Annotated in this window: 23 protein-coding genes; 7 read left to right on the top strand and 16 right to left on the bottom strand. The window is 69.0% G+C overall.

Annotation, left to right across the window (positions count from 1 at the left end; genetic code table 11):
• Nucleotides 1-2: 2 nt before the first annotated feature.
• Entirely contained in the window at nucleotides 3-749 is a 747-nt protein-coding gene (locus E5082_RS08240; protein ID WP_135790595.1) for a DUF6879 family protein, read from the bottom strand.
• Nucleotides 750-921: 172 nt separating this feature from the next.
• Here E5082_RS08240 and E5082_RS08235 point away from each other — a divergent pair, with 172 nt between their 5' ends.
• From E5082_RS08235 to E5082_RS08225, 3 genes are all read left to right on the top strand, one after another.
• Entirely contained in the window at nucleotides 922-1119 is a 198-nt protein-coding gene (locus E5082_RS08235) for a hypothetical protein (protein WP_135790594.1), read from the top strand.
• Nucleotides 1116-1343: a hypothetical protein gene (locus tag E5082_RS08230; protein WP_135790593.1), complete on the top strand. Its 228-nt coding sequence runs from the start codon at nucleotides 1116-1118 to the stop codon at nucleotides 1341-1343. The genes E5082_RS08235 and E5082_RS08230 overlap by 4 nt, the downstream gene beginning before the upstream one ends.
• Before the next feature lie 374 nt (nucleotides 1344-1717).
• Nucleotides 1718-1915, top strand: a complete 198-nt coding sequence (locus E5082_RS08225; protein ID WP_130340288.1) for a hypothetical protein — start codon at nucleotides 1718-1720, stop codon at nucleotides 1913-1915.
• 592 nt (nucleotides 1916-2507) lie between these two features.
• Here the strand turns inward: E5082_RS08225 and E5082_RS08220 are convergent.
• The 11 genes from E5082_RS08220 to E5082_RS08170 all read right to left on the bottom strand — a co-directional run bounded on the left by E5082_RS08220 (nucleotide 2508) and on the right by E5082_RS08170 (nucleotide 11687).
• Complete coding sequence (locus E5082_RS08220) at nucleotides 2508-3389, bottom strand: hypothetical protein (RefSeq protein WP_135790592.1); 882 nt, start codon at nucleotides 3387-3389, stop codon at nucleotides 2508-2510.
• Nucleotides 3386-3793, bottom strand: coding sequence for a RusA family crossover junction endodeoxyribonuclease (locus E5082_RS08215; RefSeq protein WP_167514007.1), 408 nt, complete (start codon nucleotides 3791-3793; stop codon nucleotides 3386-3388). Before E5082_RS08215 ends, E5082_RS08220 begins: the two co-directional genes overlap by 4 nt.
• A 194-nt stretch (nucleotides 3794-3987) precedes the next feature.
• Nucleotides 3988-4974 (bottom strand): 2,3,4,5-tetrahydropyridine-2,6-dicarboxylate N-succinyltransferase, encoded by a 987-nt coding sequence (gene dapD / locus E5082_RS08210; RefSeq protein ID WP_135790590.1) that lies wholly within the window; start codon nucleotides 4972-4974, stop codon nucleotides 3988-3990.
• A 117-nt stretch (nucleotides 4975-5091) separates the two neighbouring features.
• Complete coding sequence (locus E5082_RS08205) at nucleotides 5092-5424, bottom strand: metal-sulfur cluster assembly factor (RefSeq protein WP_031182020.1); 333 nt, start codon at nucleotides 5422-5424, stop codon at nucleotides 5092-5094.
• Complete coding sequence (sufU, locus tag E5082_RS08200; RefSeq protein WP_086692707.1) at nucleotides 5421-5894, bottom strand: Fe-S cluster assembly sulfur transfer protein SufU; 474 nt, start codon at nucleotides 5892-5894, stop codon at nucleotides 5421-5423. Before sufU ends, E5082_RS08205 begins: the two co-directional genes overlap by 4 nt.
• 18 nt (nucleotides 5895-5912) lie before the next feature.
• Nucleotides 5913-7169, bottom strand: a complete 1257-nt coding sequence (locus E5082_RS08195) for a cysteine desulfurase (RefSeq protein WP_135790589.1) — start codon at nucleotides 7167-7169, stop codon at nucleotides 5913-5915.
• Nucleotides 7166-7930 carry a Fe-S cluster assembly ATPase SufC gene (sufC, locus tag E5082_RS08190; RefSeq protein WP_135790588.1) on the bottom strand — a complete coding sequence of 255 codons (765 nt, stop codon included), beginning with the start codon at nucleotides 7928-7930 and terminating at the stop codon, nucleotides 7166-7168. Before sufC ends, E5082_RS08195 begins: the two co-directional genes overlap by 4 nt.
• Before the next feature lie 7 nt (nucleotides 7931-7937).
• Nucleotides 7938-8261, bottom strand: a complete 324-nt coding sequence (locus tag E5082_RS08185; protein WP_135790587.1) for a non-heme iron oxygenase ferredoxin subunit — start codon at nucleotides 8259-8261, stop codon at nucleotides 7938-7940.
• On the bottom strand, nucleotides 8258-9439 hold the full coding sequence (gene sufD / locus E5082_RS08180) for a Fe-S cluster assembly protein SufD (protein ID WP_135790586.1): 1182 nt from the start codon (nucleotides 9437-9439) through the stop codon (nucleotides 8258-8260). The genes E5082_RS08185 and sufD overlap by 4 nt, the downstream gene beginning before the upstream one ends.
• Before the next feature lie 71 nt (nucleotides 9440-9510).
• Nucleotides 9511-10932 (bottom strand): Fe-S cluster assembly protein SufB, encoded by a 1422-nt coding sequence (gene sufB, locus E5082_RS08175; RefSeq protein ID WP_030815341.1) that lies wholly within the window; start codon nucleotides 10930-10932, stop codon nucleotides 9511-9513.
• Nucleotides 10929-11687 carry a helix-turn-helix transcriptional regulator gene (locus E5082_RS08170; protein ID WP_135790585.1) on the bottom strand — a complete coding sequence of 253 codons (759 nt, stop codon included), beginning with the start codon at nucleotides 11685-11687 and terminating at the stop codon, nucleotides 10929-10931. The genes sufB and E5082_RS08170 overlap by 4 nt, the downstream gene beginning before the upstream one ends.
• Nucleotides 11688-11870: 183 nt before the next feature.
• Here E5082_RS08170 and E5082_RS08165 point away from each other — a divergent pair, with 183 nt between their 5' ends.
• Genes E5082_RS08165 through E5082_RS08150 form a run of 4 tightly spaced genes read left to right on the top strand, consistent with a single transcriptional unit; the run spans nucleotide 11871 to nucleotide 15475 of the window.
• A complete protein-coding gene (locus E5082_RS08165; RefSeq protein ID WP_135790584.1) occupies nucleotides 11871-12683 on the top strand; it encodes an AAC(3) family N-acetyltransferase in 813 nt (270 codons plus the stop codon).
• Between the two features lie 31 nt (nucleotides 12684-12714).
• A complete protein-coding gene (locus E5082_RS08160; RefSeq protein ID WP_135790583.1) occupies nucleotides 12715-13638 on the top strand; it encodes an ABC transporter ATP-binding protein in 924 nt (307 codons plus the stop codon).
• A complete protein-coding gene (locus tag E5082_RS08155) occupies nucleotides 13635-14408 on the top strand; it encodes an ABC transporter permease (RefSeq protein ID WP_135790582.1) in 774 nt (257 codons plus the stop codon). Before E5082_RS08160 ends, E5082_RS08155 begins: the two co-directional genes overlap by 4 nt.
• 56 nt (nucleotides 14409-14464) lie before the next feature.
• On the top strand, nucleotides 14465-15475 hold the full coding sequence (locus tag E5082_RS08150) for a COX15/CtaA family protein (RefSeq protein WP_135790581.1): 1011 nt from the start codon (nucleotides 14465-14467) through the stop codon (nucleotides 15473-15475).
• Nucleotide 15476: 1 nt separating this feature from the next.
• On the opposite strand, the gene E5082_RS08145 is transcribed toward E5082_RS08150, so the two are convergent.
• The 4 genes from E5082_RS08145 to E5082_RS08130 form a co-directional block, all read right to left on the bottom strand.
• Entirely contained in the window at nucleotides 15477-16208 is a 732-nt protein-coding gene (locus E5082_RS08145; RefSeq protein WP_135790580.1) for a nucleotidyltransferase domain-containing protein, read from the bottom strand.
• 39 nt (nucleotides 16209-16247) lie between these two features.
• Nucleotides 16248-17348, bottom strand: a complete 1101-nt coding sequence (locus tag E5082_RS08140; protein WP_135790579.1) for an amidohydrolase family protein — start codon at nucleotides 17346-17348, stop codon at nucleotides 16248-16250.
• 73 nt (nucleotides 17349-17421) lie between these two features.
• Nucleotides 17422-17736 carry a hypothetical protein gene (locus tag E5082_RS08135; protein ID WP_135790578.1) on the bottom strand — a complete coding sequence of 105 codons (315 nt, stop codon included), beginning with the start codon at nucleotides 17734-17736 and terminating at the stop codon, nucleotides 17422-17424.
• Between the two features lie 57 nt (nucleotides 17737-17793).
• Nucleotides 17794-18780: a heme o synthase gene (locus tag E5082_RS08130; RefSeq protein WP_167514016.1), complete on the bottom strand. Its 987-nt coding sequence runs from the start codon at nucleotides 18778-18780 to the stop codon at nucleotides 17794-17796.
• Nucleotides 18781-18977 lie beyond the last annotated feature (197 nt).

The following is an 18977-nucleotide window of genomic DNA, read 5'->3' as shown; positions in this document are numbered from 1 at the left end:
CGCTATCCGGCCTCAGCGACCAGTGCCTCGAACTCGTCCCGCGCTATGGCGTGGTGCATCGCAGCGTCACGTGCGATGCAGTACCGGACGACCTCGGCTGGTTCGGTGATCAGCTCGATGTTCGTGATGTGGTCGGCGTCGTCGAAGTGCAACAGCGCGACGAGCCGCGAGTCAAAGATCCAGAAGTCCTCGGCGGGCAGGTCGGTGGCGTCTTCGCGCCACAGGTACCGGATGTCCTCGCCCACGGCCGCGTTGTGCCGGGCGTAGTCGAGCAGGAACAGTTGCTCCGTGGTGAGCGGCTTGTCCGCGACGCGCACCCGACCGACCGTCTTCCCTGCCTCGGTCTGCGCCTTGATGTTGACGAACCAGGGCTCACTGAAGTCGCACGGCGACGAGCCGGTGGCCAGGAACGCCTGGAAGTCGGGGTCCTCACGGTCCGAGGCGTAACCACGCCGGCTTTCCAGCCGCCAGGCGGTGCGCTTAAAGGTCTCGAAGAGGCGGCGAAAGGTGGCCCGGTCCACGAGTTCGGGCACGCGCTCCATCTCCTTCGGCCCCCAATTCACCAGCAGCTCGCGCGGCACGGCCACCGCCGCGTCACCGGGCCCGAAGTGCTGGAGCTGCGCGAGGTCGTCGGGGTCGGTGACGGGCGTGCCCTGAACGATGACATCACCGGTGCCCTCGTCCGTGTGCAGGGCGGGGCAGCCATCGACCTTGCTGTCTGTGCCGGTGAAGCGTAACTGACGGGCCATGAGCGGTCTCCGTTCCGGGGGATTTGCTCCAACAGCATGGCCAGGGCGGTGTCTCGGCGCTACGGGTTCAGGCTGGGCCGCTGAGAAAACACCAGCAATGTTGACGACCGGCCGAGCAAAGACGGGAAAACACCATACCGCCCGCCAACCCGCCAGCTCTAGCGTCCGGTTCATGGCAACCGAGGAACAGCAGGACCCCTTCACAGCGGTAGAGAATCTCAAAACAGCCCTGGCCGGCGCAGGCATCGTCCTCCCCTCCCTCGCCGTCGACATCGCGTCACCGGCACTGAAGCTCGTGGAGCTGGGCCGCGTACGAGCCGACGTGGCCGCCCGCCTAGCCGACGCCCTACGGCAGGAAGGCCAGGCGTGACCGAACGAGTTCCAACAACCCTCTGCACCGGCAAGCTCCCCTACCCCGCCGGAACCCTGGTGATGGATCGGATCTCAGAGCGCACGGGCCACCTGGTCTACGTCCTAGAGGAGCGCACCAAGGAGAAGTACAGACTCATCAGCAGCCAGGCTTTCATGCGCCCGGTCGGCGGCGGTATCGAGTGGGACGTACCCTTGGACCGAATCAGGCCGGTGGTGGAGTAGCAGACTTCAACAGCGCCCCGATGTCGACTCGTTGACGTCGGGGCGCTTCCGTGTGCCGTGCGCTATCATCGGCACTAGTGAGCGAAATGCTCCGCGCACCTGTGCGCCCCGGCTGCGAAACGGGAAGGCAGGGCAAGCCAGCCTAAGTGACTGGGCCTCGGTGCAACTAGGTCGCCGAGCCGACGATGTCAGTCAAGATCCCGGGTTGGCGGGTAGGGCAAGACCGCACGACTGTACAAACCCGGGTCAGCAATGACCCACCCGAGAACATTTGCGCGCCGCATCAGCGTAGGTGTCTCGGTCCCGACCGAAAGGGACGGATCGAGGCTGCCTATGCCACCGATTCCGACCCATGACAGGGAAGGTAAGGATCGGTGGACGGCACCGCCATCATCATCATTCTCGCCATCGCTGGCGTGGCTTCCGTGCTGCTCTTCGCTGTGAAGGGTCTGCTAGACCAGATTCCAGACGTGATCGAGTCCGCCGGAAAGGCGCGCGAGGCCTGGCAGCGCTTCAAAAAGCCCGATCAGCCGCACCGGACGGACGATCAAGAGCCGCCCATGGCCGCTTAGGCCATCCCTGGGCCTGCCGTCACTCTCCATGGACATGAGTGCCCTGCATCGCAGCCGCCAGCGGTGGATTGTACCGTCGACGACTATGCGTCGTGCTCCCTTGCGGCCCAGTGCCTTGTCTGCCCCCTCGATGCCGGGACGCTAGCGGACCCCGCTCACAGCGGAGGATGATGCGATGTCAGGGCCGTCTCTGGGCGGTACGAGGTCAGCCGACGCCGACCGACAACGGCAGAAGCCCACGGCATCTGAGCTGGTCAGAGCCGTGGGCTTCTTTAGGCCCGCTGGGCGGAAGAGCCGATCAGTAGACCAGCTACCGATCGCAGCTGCCGGCGCTCGCCAGGCTCATTCAGACTCCGCCGACCTCAGTGCGCTGGGTGGGCCGTTGAGCGCTGTTCGTGTTCAACTTCCCAGGCGTCACGGCCCAGCCGGAGTACGAATGAACTCGCACAGCGCTGACCGTGAAGGTAGACGAAATGCCCCGGGCCAGCCCACATCACAACGATACCCACGCCATCGAATGGCTTAGAACAAAGAAAGCAAAGCCGATCTAGGGATGGGTACTGATCACTACCTGGTCGAACCAGTACTTTACCTAGTACACGCCTTTCTGGACCCATTCATGCGCTTCCGACTCGATCAACCGCACAGCCTCATCGATATCCGATGTAGACGCATCTGAGAATTGAGCCGAGAGTACGTCATGGGCATCGTGCGGCCCACCCAAAACGTACTGATACCCACCCTCACCCGAGTCGAATGGAACTCCATTAGCAGGATCTTCGTAATTATCGAAGAACCAATCAACCATTTGATCAACAGAAACATAGCGTGCGTCAGCGATGCGCTCAGCCAAAAAGGCGACATCTTGCACCATAGAAAGCGAAACTGGCACATCGACGCCATGAGCAATTGAGTTACGCACTTGTCGAGCCGCATTCAACCTACTGAAGTCTTCGGGACTAAGTAGGCCTAGGCTGGCCAGCTCTGCCAGTCCGGGGTGCGGGCGACGCTTCGCCTGTTCACGCAGCTCAGGGGTGCGATCCGCGAGTCGAGCGATGGCTCCTTCGAGTGCTGCGTACGCGAGTAGTAGACCAGCCGCTTCATCATGCTTTGCGACTAGCACCGCTCGGTGGGCAAATGAATCGACGGCGCGCTCCTCGGGAACAACGGCATCCTCACCGATCCACATCACCTCGAAGCGCCAATTCTTCTTAGAATCGGTGAGGGTGGAGAATTCGGCAAGCGAGCGCTTCACTTCGTCTGGCAGGGAAGAGTTGGGCTGCCTGCGAGCGAATTCAACGATAACAACCTCATCACCTCGTCGAGCGATGAGGTCAGGACGGATGGCCGTCTTCTCGCCCAGGAGCATTGACATTTGCCCCTCGCGCAGGATCTCGAACCCGTCCCGCCGAAGCTCTAGCTCTTTCTCTCGGCGAGCGTCCTCCACTACACCGAGCATGGGCCCAATGTTCATGGCAGCTCCTTGTGGTCGGGCGCGAGATCTATTTTGATATGCACGAACGGACCGTTAGAAATAAATCCATCCGCCATGACGCGGCTCATGCCTTTGACAATGAATGCGTTCGCCAAGTCGCGCTTCGCTCCTCGTACGTCGGTCACATGCTTATCGTCTTCCAAGACGATGCCGATCAGCGCATCCTGGATCGGCTTCAACATATTGTCGACGTCGAGGGCGCTGCCCTCAAAGAAGTACGTGATGGTGACCTGAACGGGCACTGCGAGCGGAACTTCGCCTGCCGGCCATTGCGACGTCGCAGCAGCAGAGACGGCCGCCTTCCAGCGAGCGCGGGTAGATCCCTTTGACTGGAGTGACGCAGGGACCCCATGCACCACACATTCCCAAGGCAGTGTCGCCATGGCGAGACAATACCAATGCAGGACAGGCCGATTGGCGTCGATGGCACCTCTGCCCATGACACGAGCGCCCTCCCGGGCCGTCCTCGGGCCGTGGAAGGGCGCTCAACCTTGACCAACGTCGACAGCTACCGACAGCTCAGCAGCAGGTCAGGGCATTGATCGATAAGGCGGCCGCAGGTCACGGCCGCCGGTGATCAGTTGTGGCTGTGCAGGATGTCGTTCAGGCCGCCCCACACCGCGTTGTTCGGCCGGGCCTCCACCGCGCCGGTCACCGAGTTGCGGCGGAACAGGATGTTGGAGGCGCCGGAGAGGTCGCGGGCCTTGACGATCTGGCCGTCGGGCATCGTGACGCGGGTGCCTGCCGTGACGTAGAGGCCGGCCTCGACCACGCACTCGTCGCCCAGCGCGATGCCCACCCCCGCTTCCGCGCCGACGAGGCAGCGTTCGCCGATGGCGATGATGACGTTGCCGCCGCCGGAGAGGGTGCCCATGGTGGAGGCGCCGCCGCCGATGTCGGAGCCGTCGCCGATGACGACGCCGGCGGAGATGCGGCCCTCGACCATGGAGGTGCCCAGCGTGCCGGCGTTGAAGTTGACGAAGCCCTCGTGCATGACCGTCGTGCCCTCGGCGAGGTGCGCGCCGAGACGGACGCGGTCGGCGTCGGCGATGCGGACGCCCTTGGGGGCGACGTAGTCCGTCATGCGGGGGAACTTGTCGATCGAGGTGACCTGAAGGTGCAGCCCGTCGGCGCGCGCGTTCAGCCGGACCCTCTCGACGTCGTCCACCGCGACCGGGCCGAGCGAGGTCCAGGCGACGTTGGCGAGGTGGCCGAAGATGCCGTCCAGGCTCTGGCCGTGCGGCTTGACCAGGCGGTGCGAGAGCAGGTGCAGCCGCAGGTAGACGTCATGCGCGTCGAGCGGCTTCTCGTCCAGCGAGGCGATGACCGTACGGACCGCGACCACCTCGACGCCCCGACGGGCGTCCGGGCCGAGCGCGGAGACCGCGCTGTCGCCCAGCAGTTCGGCGGCCCGGTCGGCGGACAGCCGCTCGCTGCCGGACGGCCCCGGCTCGGCGACCAGCTCGGGCGCCGGGAACCAGGTGTCGAGAACGGTGCCGTCGGCGGCGATGGTGGCGAGACCGGCGGCGACGGCGCCGGTGGTACGGGAAGCAGTGTCGGTCATGCGGAAAACCTAACGTGGGAGCGGCGCGGGGGCCTAACCGGTGCGGCGCGCCGGGTACGCGAAGGCGGCGATGCCCGAGGGCACCGCCGCCTCGATCCGTGAGGGGGAAAGCAAGCCTCAGACGTTGAACCCCAGCGCACGCAGCTGCTCGCGGCCGTCGTCGGTGATCTTGTCGGGGCCCCACGGGGGCATCCAGACCCAGTTGATGCGGAGTTCGCTGACCAGGCCGTCGGTGACGGACTTGGCCTGGTCCTCGATGACGTCCGTCAGCGGGCAGGCCGCAGAGGTCAGGGTCATGTCGATCGTGGCGATGTTCGCGTCGTCGACGTGAATGCCGTAGATCAGACCGAGGTTGACGACGTCGATGCCCAGCTCGGGGTCGACGACGTCCATCAGGGCCTCGCGGAGTTCTTCCTCCGAGACCGGTTTCATCTCAGCGGTGTCGGTCATGCCGTCTTCCTTTCGGCGTCCGCGCCGGCCTCGCCCAGGGCCTGGGCCGTCGCGTCCTTCCACGCCATCCAGCTCAGGAGGGCGCACTTGACCCGCGCGGGGTACTTGGAGACACCGGCGAACGCGACCGCGTCCTCCAGCACCTCCTCCATCGCGTCGTCGGGCTCGATACGGCCCTTGGACTGCATCAGCTCCAGGAAGGTCTCCTGGATCTTCTGCGCCTCGGGCAGGTCCTTGCCCACCAGCAGTTCGTTCAGCACGGACGCCGAGGCCTGGCTGATGGAACAGCCCTGGCCCTCGTACGAGACGTCCGCGATCGTCGTACCGTCGTACCGCACTCGGAGGGTGATCTCGTCGCCGCACGTCGGGTTCACGTGGTGCACCTCGGCGTCGCCGTCCCGGAGACCACGCCCGTGCGGGTTCTTGTAGTGGTCCAGGATGACTTCCTGGTACATCGAGTCCAGCTTCACGGTGTCAGCCCACGCCTCTCAGCCGAAGAAGTTCCGTACGTGCTCCAGCCCCTCGACCAGTGCGTCGATCTCGCCGGGCGTGGAGTACAGATAGAACGACGCCCGGGTGGTCGCCGGAATTCCGTACCGCAGGCAGACCGGCCGCGCGCAGTGGTGGCCGACGCGCACCGCGATGCCCTGCTCGTCGAGGACCTGGCCCACGTCGTGCGGGTGGATGTCGCCGAGCGTGAAGGAGATCGCCGCGCCGCGGTCCTCGGCCGTGGAGGGGCCGATGATGCGCAGGTCGGGGACCTCGCCCAGCCGCTTCACCGCGTACTCGGTGAGCGCGTGCTCATGGGCGAGGATCTTGTCCATGCCGATCGAGTCGAGGTAGTCGATCGCGGCACCGAGACCGACCGCCTGGGCGATCGGCGGGGTGCCCGCCTCGAACTTGTGCGGGGCGGGCGCGTAGGTCGAGGAGTGCATCGACACCGTCTCGATCATCTCGCCGCCGCCGAGGAACGGGGGCAGGTCCTCCAGGAGTTCCTGGCGGCCCCAGAGCACCCCGATGCCGGTCGGACCGCACATCTTGTGACCGGTGAAGGCCACGAAGTCGGCGCCGAGCGCCTGTACGTCCAGCGGCATGTGCGGCGCGGCCTGCGAGGCGTCGACGCAGACCAGCGCGCCGACCTCCTGGGCGCGGCGCACGATCGCCTCGACCGGGTTGACCGTGCCCAGGATGTTGGAGACCAGCACGAAGGAGACGATCTTCGTCTTCTCGGTGATGATCTCGTCCAGGTTGGACAGGTCGAGGCGGCCGTCGTCGGTGAGGCCGAACCACTTCAGCTTCGCGCCGGTGCGCTGGGCGAGCAGCTGCCACGGCACGATGTTGGAGTGGTGCTCCATCTCCGTGATGACGATCTCGGTCTCGTGGTCGACCCGGTAGGGCTCGTCGGCCCAGCCCAGCATGTTGGCCACGAGGTTGAGCGACTCGGAGGCGTTCTTGGTGAATATCACCTCGTCGCGGCTGGGCGCGTTGATGAAGTCGGCGACCTTGTCACGCGCGCCCTCGTACAGCGCCGTGGCCTCCTCGGCGAGGACGTGCACGCCGCGGTGGACGTTGGCGTTGTAGCGCTCGTAGTACTCGCTCAGGGCGTCCAGCACCTGGCGCGGCTTCTGCGAGGTCGCCGCGTTGTCCAGGTACACAAGCTTGCGCCCGTCGTGGACCTGTCGGTCCAGGATGGGGAAGTCCTTGCGGATCGCCTCGGTGTCGAGGAGGCCCGGCAGCTCTGTCACGCGGATACGCCACCCTTCGTGTATGCCTCGTAGCCCTCGTTCTCCAGCTTGTCGGCCAGCTCGGGACCGCCGGACTCGACGATGCGGCCGCCGGAGAACACGTGGACGAAGTCCGGCTTGATGTAGCGCAGGATGCGCGTGTAGTGCGTGATCAGCAGGGTGCCGGTCTCGCCGGTCTCGCGGACGCGGTTGACGCCCTCGGAGACGATGCGCAGGGCGTCCACGTCGAGGCCGGAGTCGGTCTCGTCGAGGATGGCGACCTGCGGCTTGAGCAGCTCGAGCTGGAGGATCTCGTGCCGCTTCTTCTCACCGCCGGAGAAGCCCTCGTTGACGTTGCGCTCGGCGAAGGAGGGGTCCATGTGGAGCCGCTCCATGTTCTCCTTGACCTCCTTCACCCAGGTACGCAGCTTGGGGGCCTCGCCGCGGACGGCGGTGGCGGAGGTGCGCAGGAAGTTGGAGACGGAGACGCCGGGGACCTCGACCGGGTACTGCATGGCGAGGAAGAGGCCGGCGCGGGCGCGCTCGTCGACCGACATGGCGAGGACGTCCTCGCCGTCGAGGGTGACGGTGCCGCCGGTGACCGTGTACTTCGGGTGACCCGCGAGCGAGTAGGCGAGGGTCGACTTGCCCGAGCCGTTGGGGCCCATGATGGCGTGCGTCTCGCCCTGCTTCACGGTGAGGTCGACGCCCTTGAGGATCTCCTTCGTGGCGTTGTCGGCCTCGACGGTGACGTGCAGGTCTCGGATTTCAAGCGTTGCCATGGGTGCCTCAGGACTCCTGGGTGAGGGAGACGAGCACGTCGTCCCCTTCGATCTTTACGGGGTATACGGGGACGGGGCGCGTCGCGGGCGGACCGGACGGCTTGCCGCTGCGGAGGTCGAAGCAGGAGCCGTGCAGCCAGCACTCGATCTGCCCGTCCTCCACCTCGCCCTCGGAGAGGGAGACGTTCGCGTGCGAGCAGATGTCGTAGATCGCGTACACCTCGCCCTGGGTCTTCACGACCGAGACCGGCGTGCCGTCGAGTTCCACCCGCTTGGGGGTGTCCTCCGACAGTTCGCTCAGTCCGCAGGCGCGCTGGAAGGTCGTCGTCATGCGACCGCGGCCTCCAGCTCCTCCTCGATCTTGACGAGCAGGCGCTCCTCGATGTCGGGGACACCGATCTGCTGGACCAGCTCGGCGAAGAAGCCGCGGACCACCAGGCGGCGGGCCTCGTGCTCCGGGATGCCGCGGGCCATCAGGTAGAAGAGCTGCTCGTCGTCGAAGCGGCCGGTGGTCGAGGCGTGGCCGGCGCCGACGATCTCGCCGGTCTCGATCTCCAGGTTGGGGACCGAGTCGACGCGGGAGCCGTCGGTGAGCACCAGGTTGCGGTTCATCTCGTAGGTGTCGGTGCCCTCGGCCTTGGCCTCGATGAGCACGTCACCGATCCACACCGCGTGCGCGCCCTCGCCCTGGAGCGCGCCCTTGTAGACGACGTGGGAACGGCAGTGCGGGGTGTTGTGGTCGACCAGGAGGCGGTGCTCCTGGTGCTGGCCGGCGTCGGTGAAGTACAGGCCGAACAGCTCGGCCTCGCCGCCGGGGCCCGTGTAGCTGACGCGCGGGTGGAGGCGGACGACGTCGCCGCCGAAGGTGACGACCACGGACTTGAAGGAGGCGTCGCGGCCGACCAGGGCGTTGTGCTGGGCCACGTGCACGGCCTTGTCGTCCCAGTCCTGGACGGAGACGACGGTCAGCTTGGCGCCGTCGCCGAGCACGTAGTCGATGTTGGCGGCGAGCACCGCGTCACCGGTGTGGTCGATGACGACGAGGGCCTCGGCGAAGGCACCCAGTTCGATCACCTGGTGGCCGAAAGCGGTGCCGCCCTCGCCGTGCACCGCGATGCGGATCGGCTCGGTGAGGACGGTCTCCTTGGGCACGGTGACGACCGACGCCTGCTCGAAGGCGGAGTACGCCTGGGCGGCGACGCGGTCGACCGGGGTGCCGGCCTTGCCGAGCCGGGCGTCGTCACGGCCGACGTTCTCGACGGTGACGCCCTCGGGGGCCTCGACGACGACCTTCAGGCCCTCGCCCGTGGCGACGGCGGTGCCGTCGTGCAGGCCGCGCAGCCGCTCCAGCGGAGTGAACCGCCACTCCTCCTCCCGGCCGTGCGGGACGGGGAAGTCCGCGACGTCGTAGGAGGGGGGTGCGCTCATGCGCGTGGCGACGGTCGACTCCGCGGCGACCGCGATCGAGCCCGCGGTGGTGGACCCCACGGGGATGTTCTGCTCAGCCATGGCTGTCGGGGTGCTCGCTTTCTGGTGCGTAGGTGGCTGCGTGTGTGGCGTGACGGGGGACGGGCGGCGGGTCAGCCGACCGCGCCCTCCATCTGCAGCTCGATCAGCCGGTTGAGCTCAAGCGCGTACTCCATCGGCAGCTCCTTGGCGATCGGCTCGACGAAGCCGCGCACGATCATCGCCATCGCCTCGTCCTCGGAGAGGCCGCGGCTCATCAGGTAGAAGAGCTGGTCCTCGGAGACCTTGGAGACGGTCGCCTCGTGGCCCATGGAGACGTCGTCCTCGCGGACGTCGACGTAGGGGTAGGTGTCCGAGCGGGAGATCGTGTCGACGAGCAGCGCGTCGCACAGCACGTTGGACTTCGATCCGGCCGCGCCCTCGCCGATCTCGATGAGACCGCGGTAGGAGGTACGGCCGCCGCCGCGCGCCACCGACTTCGAGACGATGTTGGACGACGTGTTGGGCGCCATGTGGACCATCTTGGCGCCGGCGTCCTGGTGCTGGCCCTCGCCCGCGAAGGCGATGGAGAGGGTCTCGCCCTTGGCGTGCTCGCCCATCAGGTAGACGGCCGGGTACTTCATGGTCACCTTGGAGCCGATGTTGCCGTCGACCCACTCCATGGTGGCGCCCTCGTAGGCGACGGCGCGCTTGGTGACCAGGTTGTAGACGTTGTTCGACCAGTTCTGGATGGTCGTGTAACGGCAGCGGGCGCCCTTCTTGACGATGATCTCGACGACCGCGGAGTGCAGCGAGTCCGACTTGTAGATCGGCGCGGTGCAGCCCTCGACGTAGTGGACGTAGGCGTCCTCGTCGACGATGATCAGCGTCCGCTCGAACTGGCCCATGTTCTCGGTGTTGATCCGGAAGTAGGCCTGGAGCGGGATCTCCACGTGCACGCCCTTCGGCACGTAGATGAAGGAGCCGCCGGACCACACGGCCGTGTTCAGCGAGGCGAACTTGTTGTCACCGACCGGGATGACGGTGCCGAAGTACTCCTTGAACAGCTCGGGGTGCTCGCGGAGCGCGGTGTCGGTGTCCAGGAAGATGACGCCCTGCTCCTCCAGGTCCTCGCGGATCTGGTGGTAGACGACCTCCGACTCGTACTGGGCGGCGACACCGGCGACGAGGCGCTGCTTCTCGGCCTCCGGGATGCCCAGCTTGTCGTAGGTGTTCTTGATGTCCTCGGGCAGGTCCTCCCAGGACTCCGCCTGCTTCTCCGTGGAGCGCACGAAGTACTTGATGTTGTCGAAGTCGATGCCCGAGAGGTCCGAGCCCCAGTTGGGCATGGGCTTCTTCTCGAACAGCTTCAGACCCTTGAGGCGGAGCTTGGTCATCCACTCCGGCTCGGACTTCTTGTCCGAGATGTCGCGGACGACGGCCTCGCTCAGGCCGCGCTTGGCCGAGGCGCCGGCTACGTCGGAGTCGGCCCAGCCGTATTCGTACTTGCCCAGACCCTCGAGTTCGGGGTGGGCAGTCTCCGTGGGGAGCGTCATGCGGGGTTCCTCCCGGCCGTGCTTGCGTGGTGGCTCTGATCGGACTTGTCGGTCTTGGAAATCTTGGGGATGAACGTCGTGCAGACGCCGTCACCGTGGGCGATGGTCGCCAGTCGCTGGACGTGGGTTCCCAGCAGCTCGGCGAAGAACTCCGTCTCCGCCTCGCAGAGCTGGGGAAACTGCTCGGCGACGTGGGCGACCGGACAGTGGTGCTGGCAGAGCTGCTCACCCTGTTGCGGGAGGGGGGCACTGCGTGCCGTAGCAGCGTACCCGTCGGCGGTCAAGGCCCTGGCCAGGGCTTCGGCGCGGCGCTCGGGCTCCACTCCCTCGACGGCCTTGCGGTAGGTGGCGGCCTGGGCGGCGATGCGGGCGCGGGCGAAGGCGGCGACGGCCTCGTCCCCGCCCTCGCGCTCGGCGATCCAGCGCATGGCGTCCGCGGCGAGCTGGTCGTAGGACTGGTCGAAGGCGTCCCGGCCGCAGGCGGTCAGGGCGAAGACCTTCGCGGGGCGGCCGCGGGTACGGGCTCCGTACACCCGCTGCTCGCGTGCCTGCACGACGTCGTCGGCGGCCAGCGCGTCCAGATGCCTGCGCACGGCGGCCTGGGTGAGGCCCAGCCGGCCGGCCAGTTCGGCGACGGTCGACGGGCCGTGGTCCAGGATGGACCGCGCGACCCGGTTGCGCGTCGAACGCTCACCGGTCGCTAGCTCTTCCTGGGGCCCCGTGGGGGTCTCCCGGGCCTCGCCGACGTTTTTCACAACGCTATTGTTGCGTAATTCTTCGGAGCCTGACAAGCCGGTCCCCGAGCGGCCGACGGTGCCCTGCGTCACTTAGGCACACCTAACCTGACCTGCGGAAACGATCTCCGGAACGCCGATCGCGGCCCCCTCACCAGGCAAAACCGCTGGCGGCCGGCACCTCGGCCGGGCAGACTCCGCGCCATGCCGACCCCCGTCCCAGCAGGCCCCCTCGTCACCCGTTCCACCCTCGCCGAACAGCTCCTGGAGCTGGGTGTCGAGCCCGGCGAGACCCTGCTCGCGCACTCCTCGCTGAGTTCCCTCGGGTGGGTGAACGGCGGTGCCGTCGCCGTCGTCCAGGGCCTCCTCGACGCCCTCGGCCCGGACGGCACCCTGGTCGTCCCCACCCAGTCCGCCGACCTCTCCGACCCCGCGCTGTGGCGCGCGCCCCCGGTGCCGCCCGAGTGGTGGGAGACGGTACGGGCCACCATGCCCCTCTACGATCCCCGCACCACGCCCTCGCGCGGGGTCGGGGTCGTCCCGGAGACCGTGCGCACCTGGCCCGGCGCCCGGCGCAGCGACCATCCGCAGACCTCGTTCGCCGCGCTCGGCCCGCGCGCCGCCGAGATCACCCACGGCCACGCGCCGGACTGCCGGCTCGGCGAGCGCAGCCCACTGGCCCGCCTCGAACGGCTCGGCGCCCGGGTACTGCTGCTGGGCGTGGGCTACCACGCCTGCACCAGCTTCCACCTGGCCGAGTACCGGATACCCGCGCCGATGGTGGAGGTCGGGCGGCCCGGCCCCGGCGGCTGGGAGACGGTGACCGAGGTGTCCATCACCTCCGATCGCTTCGACGAACTGGGCCAGGACTTCGAGCGGGACCGCCCGGTCCTGCGGGGCCGGGTCGGCGCGGCCGGGGCCCGGCTGTTCCCGGTCACGGACGCGGTGGCCTACGCCCAGCGCTGGCTCCCGCTGCACCGGCCCCGCGAGGCCGGTTTCCAGCACCCCCACGCCTGAGCCCCGCCGCGCCTCCCTAGACTCTGGACCCATGCATAGTGACCCCGTGGTCCAGGTCCAGGCCCTGGTGAAGCGGTACGGGCGGAAGACCGCGGTGGACGGCCTCGACCTGGAGGCCCGGCCGGGCGTGACCGCCGTACTCGGTCCCAACGGCGCCGGCAAGACGACCACGGTCGAGACCTGCGAGGGATACCGCACCCCGGACGCCGGCACCGTTCGCGTCCTGGGCCTCGACCCGGTGCGGGACGCTGCCGCGCTGCGCCCCCGGGTCGGTGTGATGCTCCAGTCCGGCGGTGTCTACTCCGGCGCCCGCGCCGACGAGATGCTGCGGCACGTCGCCAGGCTGCACGCGCACCCCCTGGACGTGGGCGCCCTGATCGAACGGCTGGGGCTCGGCTCCTGCGGCCGGACCTCCTACCGGCGGCTGTCCGGCGGCCAGCAGCAGCGGCTCGCGCTCGCCATGGCCGTCGTCGGCCGCCCCGAGCTGGTCTTCCTGGACGAGCCGACCGCAGGTCTCGACCCGCAGGCCCGCCGCGCCACCTGGGACCTGGTACGGGACCTCCGCACCGACGGGGTCTCGGTGATCCTGACCACGCACCACATGGACGAGGCCGAGCAGCTCGCGGACGACGTGGCGGTCATCGACGGGGGGCGGGTCATCGCCCAGGGCTCCCCGGAGGAGCTGTGCCGCGACGGCGCCGAGAACACCCTGCGCTTCAGCGGGCGCCCCGGACTGGACGTGGCCTCGCTGCTCAAGGCGCTCCCGGCCGACTGCACGGCCGACGAGCTGACGCCGGGCGGGTACCGGGTGAGCGGCAAGATAGACCCGCAGCTGCTCGCCACCGTGACCTCCTGGTGCGCGCAGCACGGGGTGATGCCGGACCGTATCTCGGTGGAGCGGCACACCCTCGAAGACGTCTTCCTGGAACTGACCGGCAAGGAGCTGCGCTCATGACCACCGCGCCGGGCACGTACGCCCCCAGGCCCGGAGCGGCACCGCTCCCCCGCATGATCGGCGCGCAGGCCGCGCTGGAGACCCGGATGCTGCTGCGCAACGGCGAGCAGCTGTTGCTGACCGTGGTGATCCCGACCCTGCTGCTGGTGCTGTTCAGCTCGGTGGACATCGTGGACACCGGGTCCGGCAAGGCGGTGGACTTCCTCACCCCCGGCATCCTGGCGCTGGCGGTGATGTCCACGGCGTTCACCGGGCAGGCCATCGCCACCGGCTTCGAGCGGCGCTACGGCGTGCTGAAGCGGCTGGCCTCCTCACCGCTGCCGCGCTGGGGCCTGATGGCCGCGAAGACGGCCGCGGTGCTGGTCACCGAGGTGCTCCAGGTCGTCCTGCTGACCGTCATCGCCTTCGCGCTGGGCTGGTCCCCGCACGGCAGTCCGGCCGCCGTCCTGCTGCTGCTCGTCCTCGGTACGGCCGCGTTCTCCGGGCTCGGGCTGCTGATGGCGGGCACGCTGAAGGCGGAGGCCACGCTGGCCGCGGCCAACCTGGTCTTCCTGCTGCTGCTGGTCGGCGGCGGGGTGATCGTGCCGCTGGAGAAGTTCGGCTCCGCCGGGCAGCACGTCCTCGGGCTGCTGCCGATCTCCGCGCTCTCCGACGGTCTGCGGGACGTGCTCCAGCACGGCGCCGGGATGCCCTGGGGCGACCTGGCGATCCTCGCGGTGTGGGCGGTCGTGGGGCTCGCGGCGGCGGGGAAGTTCTTCCGCTGGGAGTAGGGGCCCCGGCGGCTCGGGGAGCCCCTCGTGAAAGTGTGCACAAGCGGGCGCCTACCATGGTGCGCGTGCCAAAGCTGACCCCCGCCGACGCCGCGGCGGCCCTCCGCAACCCGCTCGCCTTCATCGCCGACCGCTGGACCCCGGACCCCCGGACCGTCCGCCGGGCCGCGCTCGCCGCTCTCGTGATGTCGGTGGTCATCGTGGTCACTGGCGGCGCGGTGCGTCTGACCGGCTCCGGTCTCGGCTGCCCGACCTGGCCCACCTGCACCGACGACTCGCTGACCACCACCCGCGCCATGGGCGTGCACGGCGTCATCGAGTTCGGCAACCGCATGCTGACGTACGTGCTCTGCGCGGCCGTCGGCTGGGCGATCATCGCCGCCCGCTCCCGGAAGCCGTGGCGGCGCGACCTGACCCGGCTCGGCTGGGCGCAGTTCTGGGTGGTCATGGGCAACGCGGTGCTCGGCGGCATCGTGGTGCTGGTCGGGCTGAACCCGTACACGGTCGCCGCGCACTTCCTGCTGTCCACGGCGCTGATCACCGTGGCCACCGTGACGTGGCAGCGCGCCCCTGAGGGCGACGCCGAGGCGCGTCCGCTGGTCGGCGGGGCGGTACGGCAGCTCGTGTGGTTCCTGGTGGCCGCGTCCGTGCTGCTGATCGCGGTCGGCACGGTGGTGACCGGCGCCGGTCCGCACGCGGGCGACTCCTCCGAGGTGGCGCGCATCCCGCTGGACTGGGAGATGATCGCCAAGCTGCACGCGGTGCTGGCGTGGATCGTGGTGACCCTGACCTTCGCCCTCTGGTTCGTCCTCAAGGCGGTCGACGCACCCAAGGGCCCCCTGTCCCGTACCCGCGACCTCTTCCTGATCCTCCTGGCCCAGGGCGTCATCGGCTACGTCCAGTACTTCACCCACCTCCCCGAGGCCCTGGTCGCCCTCCACATGCTCGGCTCCTGCCTCGTGTGGATCGCCACCCTCCGCGTCCTCCTCTCCCTCCGCGAACGCCCGGCCGTCCCGGCCCCCGTGCCTGGCCAGGCGGCGGAGGTCTCGGTGGGCACCCGGGCCTGAGTCAGCGGTACCCGGCCACCAGCGCGTCGATGGCCGGTCCGAGGTAGGCACGGGTCAGCCGGGCCCTGCGGTCCGGCGAGGGTCCGGGGCCGTGTTCCCCGTAGCGCCGCCGCGTGATGTCCTCGACGACCTCGCGCGGCGCCCCCAGTGCGGGCAGCTCGGTGAGCGCCTGGCGCTTGGAGATCAGCCGCCCCTCGCGCAGGGTCACCGTGGCGCGGGCGAAGGTCAGCAGGCCGAGGTCGACCCAGATGTCCTCCGTCCAGAGCCGCTCCTTGTCCACGGCCGGGCGCCAGAAGTCCCGCTGGTCGGCCGCGACGAAGTCCCGCAGCTCCCGGTCCGGCACCGGCGGCAGATACGCGGCGGGCGGCGCCCCGTGCAGCACCCGGCCGAACTCGTGCAGCTCGCTCCGGGTCACCGGTGTGACCGGGCGGCGCTTGATGCGGCCGTGCGCCCAGGTCAGGTGCGGCCTTTCCGGGTCGGCCGCCGTGGGCGGGGTCAGGTACGAGCAGTGCAGCCTGTCCGCCAGTGGCGCGGCGCGCAGATGCCGGTGCAGCACGATCAGGCGGCGGACGGAGGCCGGGGTCAGCGGGCCGGGCAGGACCGCGATGAGGTCCAGGTCGCTGCGGCCCTCCTGGTAGTCCCCGCCGCCCAGTGAGCCGTGGGCCCACACGGCGAGCGGCCGGAGGGGGGAGAGGTCGTCCAGGAAGCGGGAGATGAGCGCTTCGGTCGGCATGGGGCGAGTGTCGGGGACGGGGGGCCGCCCGTACAGAGGTCAGCTCAGCCCGTACACCCGGTGGGCGTTCTCGGACGCCAGGAGGTGCGCCACGCGGCGGGCGTCCGTGGGGCTGCAGGCGCCCTCGGCCAGCCAGGTGCCGAGGACCCGGTCGAGGGACTCGCGGAAGAGGTGGGCGCCCACCACGTGGAGTTCGGGGAGGGACTGGGCGCCGGTGGAGAAGAGGACCTTGCCGAAGGGGGCGAGTTCCAGGATGTCCGCGAGGATCGCGGCCGCGCGGGCGCCGGTACGGGCGAGGGCGGCGCCGGAGTCGGCGTAGACGTGCGTATGGGCGCCGGCCAGCCGGGCCGCGTACCGGTGGTGGAAGAGGCCGGGCAGCAGGACCAGGTCGGTGCCCAGGCCCGCGGTGGCCCGTACGAAGCCGGTGAGCGGGGCGGGACCGGTGCGCAGGCCGGGCTCCTCCGGGCCGGCGTGCAGCTGGAGCGGGCGGCCCGTGGCCACCGCGGTCCACAGCAGGTGGCCCAGCAGGACCGGGTCGGTCAGCTCCTCCCCCACGCGCCGTCCGGCCAGCCAGCGGGCGGCGGCGCTCCGTACCGCGCCGGGTCCCGGCGGCTCGGGGGCGAGGGCGGCCCCTTGGCCGGCGAGGGAGGCCGTGGCGGCGAAGGCGACGGCGTTCGTCGCGGCGCCGTGCACCGACTCGGCCAGATTGGCGAGGAACGAGGCGACCGTGCCCGAGGTGTCCGCGACCTGCTCGGCCAGCGGCTCCAGCCGGACCACCTCGCGCGCCTGCGCGTCCCCGGCGGCGGCCATCTCCTCGGGCCCGGTGAGATCGTCCGGCAGCCCGCTGGAGACCAGGTAGGTGGTGATCCCGGACCCGCGCAGCAGCCTGCGCCCGGCCTCCAGCACGCCCAGTTCGCGGCGCCGGGCCAGATAGCGGGCGGGCGGACAGTGCGGCTCCAGGCCGAGCAGCGGCGGACACCAGCGCCGCACCGCGAACCCCGTCTGCGTGTCGAACAGCGTGGTCCCCGGCGCGGCGGGCCCCTCCCCCGGCCCCAGCCGCGCCTCGAACGTCCCGAGCCCCAGCTCGGTCCGAAGCACCCCATGGCAGTACTGATCCACGAGCGAAGGCGTGTCGATCATTCCGGCTCCCGACGAGGACGCTGTTTCACGTCCTAACGGCACGAACCGGATTCAGGTGGCGCGGGGACGGGACTCAGAGCTGAATACCGGCCATCCGCTTCCACTCGTACGCGCTGGTGCGGATCTTCGCCGCGAGCTCCCCGTCGAAGTCGTCCCTGAGCGCCACTCCGGCCTTCTCCACCGCCCGGCGCCCGATCTCCACGCTGGGGGCCACGAGGTTGCCCCACTCGCCGTCCTCGCCCACGAGGGCGATACGGGCCCCGCGCTCGCCGATGTAAGCCACGTTCCCCTCGGCGCCCCCGTGCGCCTTGGCGAACGTACCGATCTGGTGGGCGAGCCGCTTCACCTGGCGCTCGCTCTTCGCGTCAACCTGCTCCGTGTCAGCCATGACCAGGATGCTACCGACGAGTAGAGAAAAGGGCGACGGGAGGGGTCGGCGTCCCGGTCAGCGGAGGAAGGGGTCCACCGCGACGGCGACGAAGAGGAGGGAGACATAGGTGATCGACCAGTGGAACAGCCGCATCTCCTTGAGCTTGCCCCCCGTCACCTCGGCCTTGGCCCGGTTCTGCAGGCCGTGCGCCTCCCAGAGCCAGAAGCCGCCGGCCGCGAGGGCGACCACGGTGTAGAACCAGCCGGTGTAACCGAGCGGGGTCAGCAGCAGGGAGACGGCGACCATCACCCAGCTGTAGATCACGATCTGCCGGGCGACCACCTTGTTGGAGGCGATGACGGGCAGCATCGGCACGCCCACGCGGGCGTAGTCCTCCTTGACCTTCATGGACAGCGGCCAGTAGTGCGGCGGCGTCCAGAAGAACATCACGAGGAAGAGGATGACCGGCGCCCAGGACATCGAGTTGGTGACCGAGGACCAGCCGATCAGCACCGGCAGGCAGCCCGCGATACCGCCCCAGACGATGTTCTGCGAGGTACGCCGCTTGAGGATCATCGTGTAGACGACGACGTAGAAGAGGAGCGCACCGAGTGACAGCCAGGCGGACAGCCAGTTGACGGTCAGCCCGAACAGCAGGGTCGAGACGACCGCGAGGGTGATGCCGAAGGCGAGGCACTCGCGCGGGCTGACCAGTCCGGTCACCAGCGGCCGCTGCGAGGTGCGGTCCATCAGCGCGTCGATGTCGCGGTCGATGTACATGTTGAGCGCGTTGGCGCCGCCCGCGGACAGGTAACCGCCGACACAGGTGAGCAGGACGAGGCCCAGGTCGGGCACCCCCTGCTGGGCCAGGAACATCACCGGCACCGTGGTGATGAGCAGCAGCTCGATGATCCGCGGCTTGGTCAGCGCCACGAAGCCCTTGACACGGGCTCCGAACGACCGGTCAACCGGGCTCCGGCTCGTACCGGGACTGGCCTCCCCCAGAGCCTCGAGGGCCTGGGAAGTGCCGCCAGGACGGGATTCGACGGCCGTCACGCACACCCCTGACAGAGACATCAAGCGAGCATTCCCGTGTGAAAGCGGGGTAAAGGCTCGCGCGTACCACGCCACTTTAGACGTTGCCCATATCCGGTTTTTCGCCGGGGTCGGCTCGTGTTGGCGAGCCTTGCGACACGCCGCCCGTCCGAGGTCTCCCCCGGCTCGGTTGAGCACTCGGACGAGCGGCTCCGTATTCATGT

This window comes from Streptomyces griseoluteus, from assembly GCF_004784465.1.
GTDB classification, from domain to species: Bacteria; Actinomycetota; Actinomycetes; order Streptomycetales; family Streptomycetaceae; genus Streptomyces; species Streptomyces griseoluteus.
Note: the sequence above shows the minus strand (reverse complement) of the source record. Positions and strands in the feature narration are given on the sequence as shown.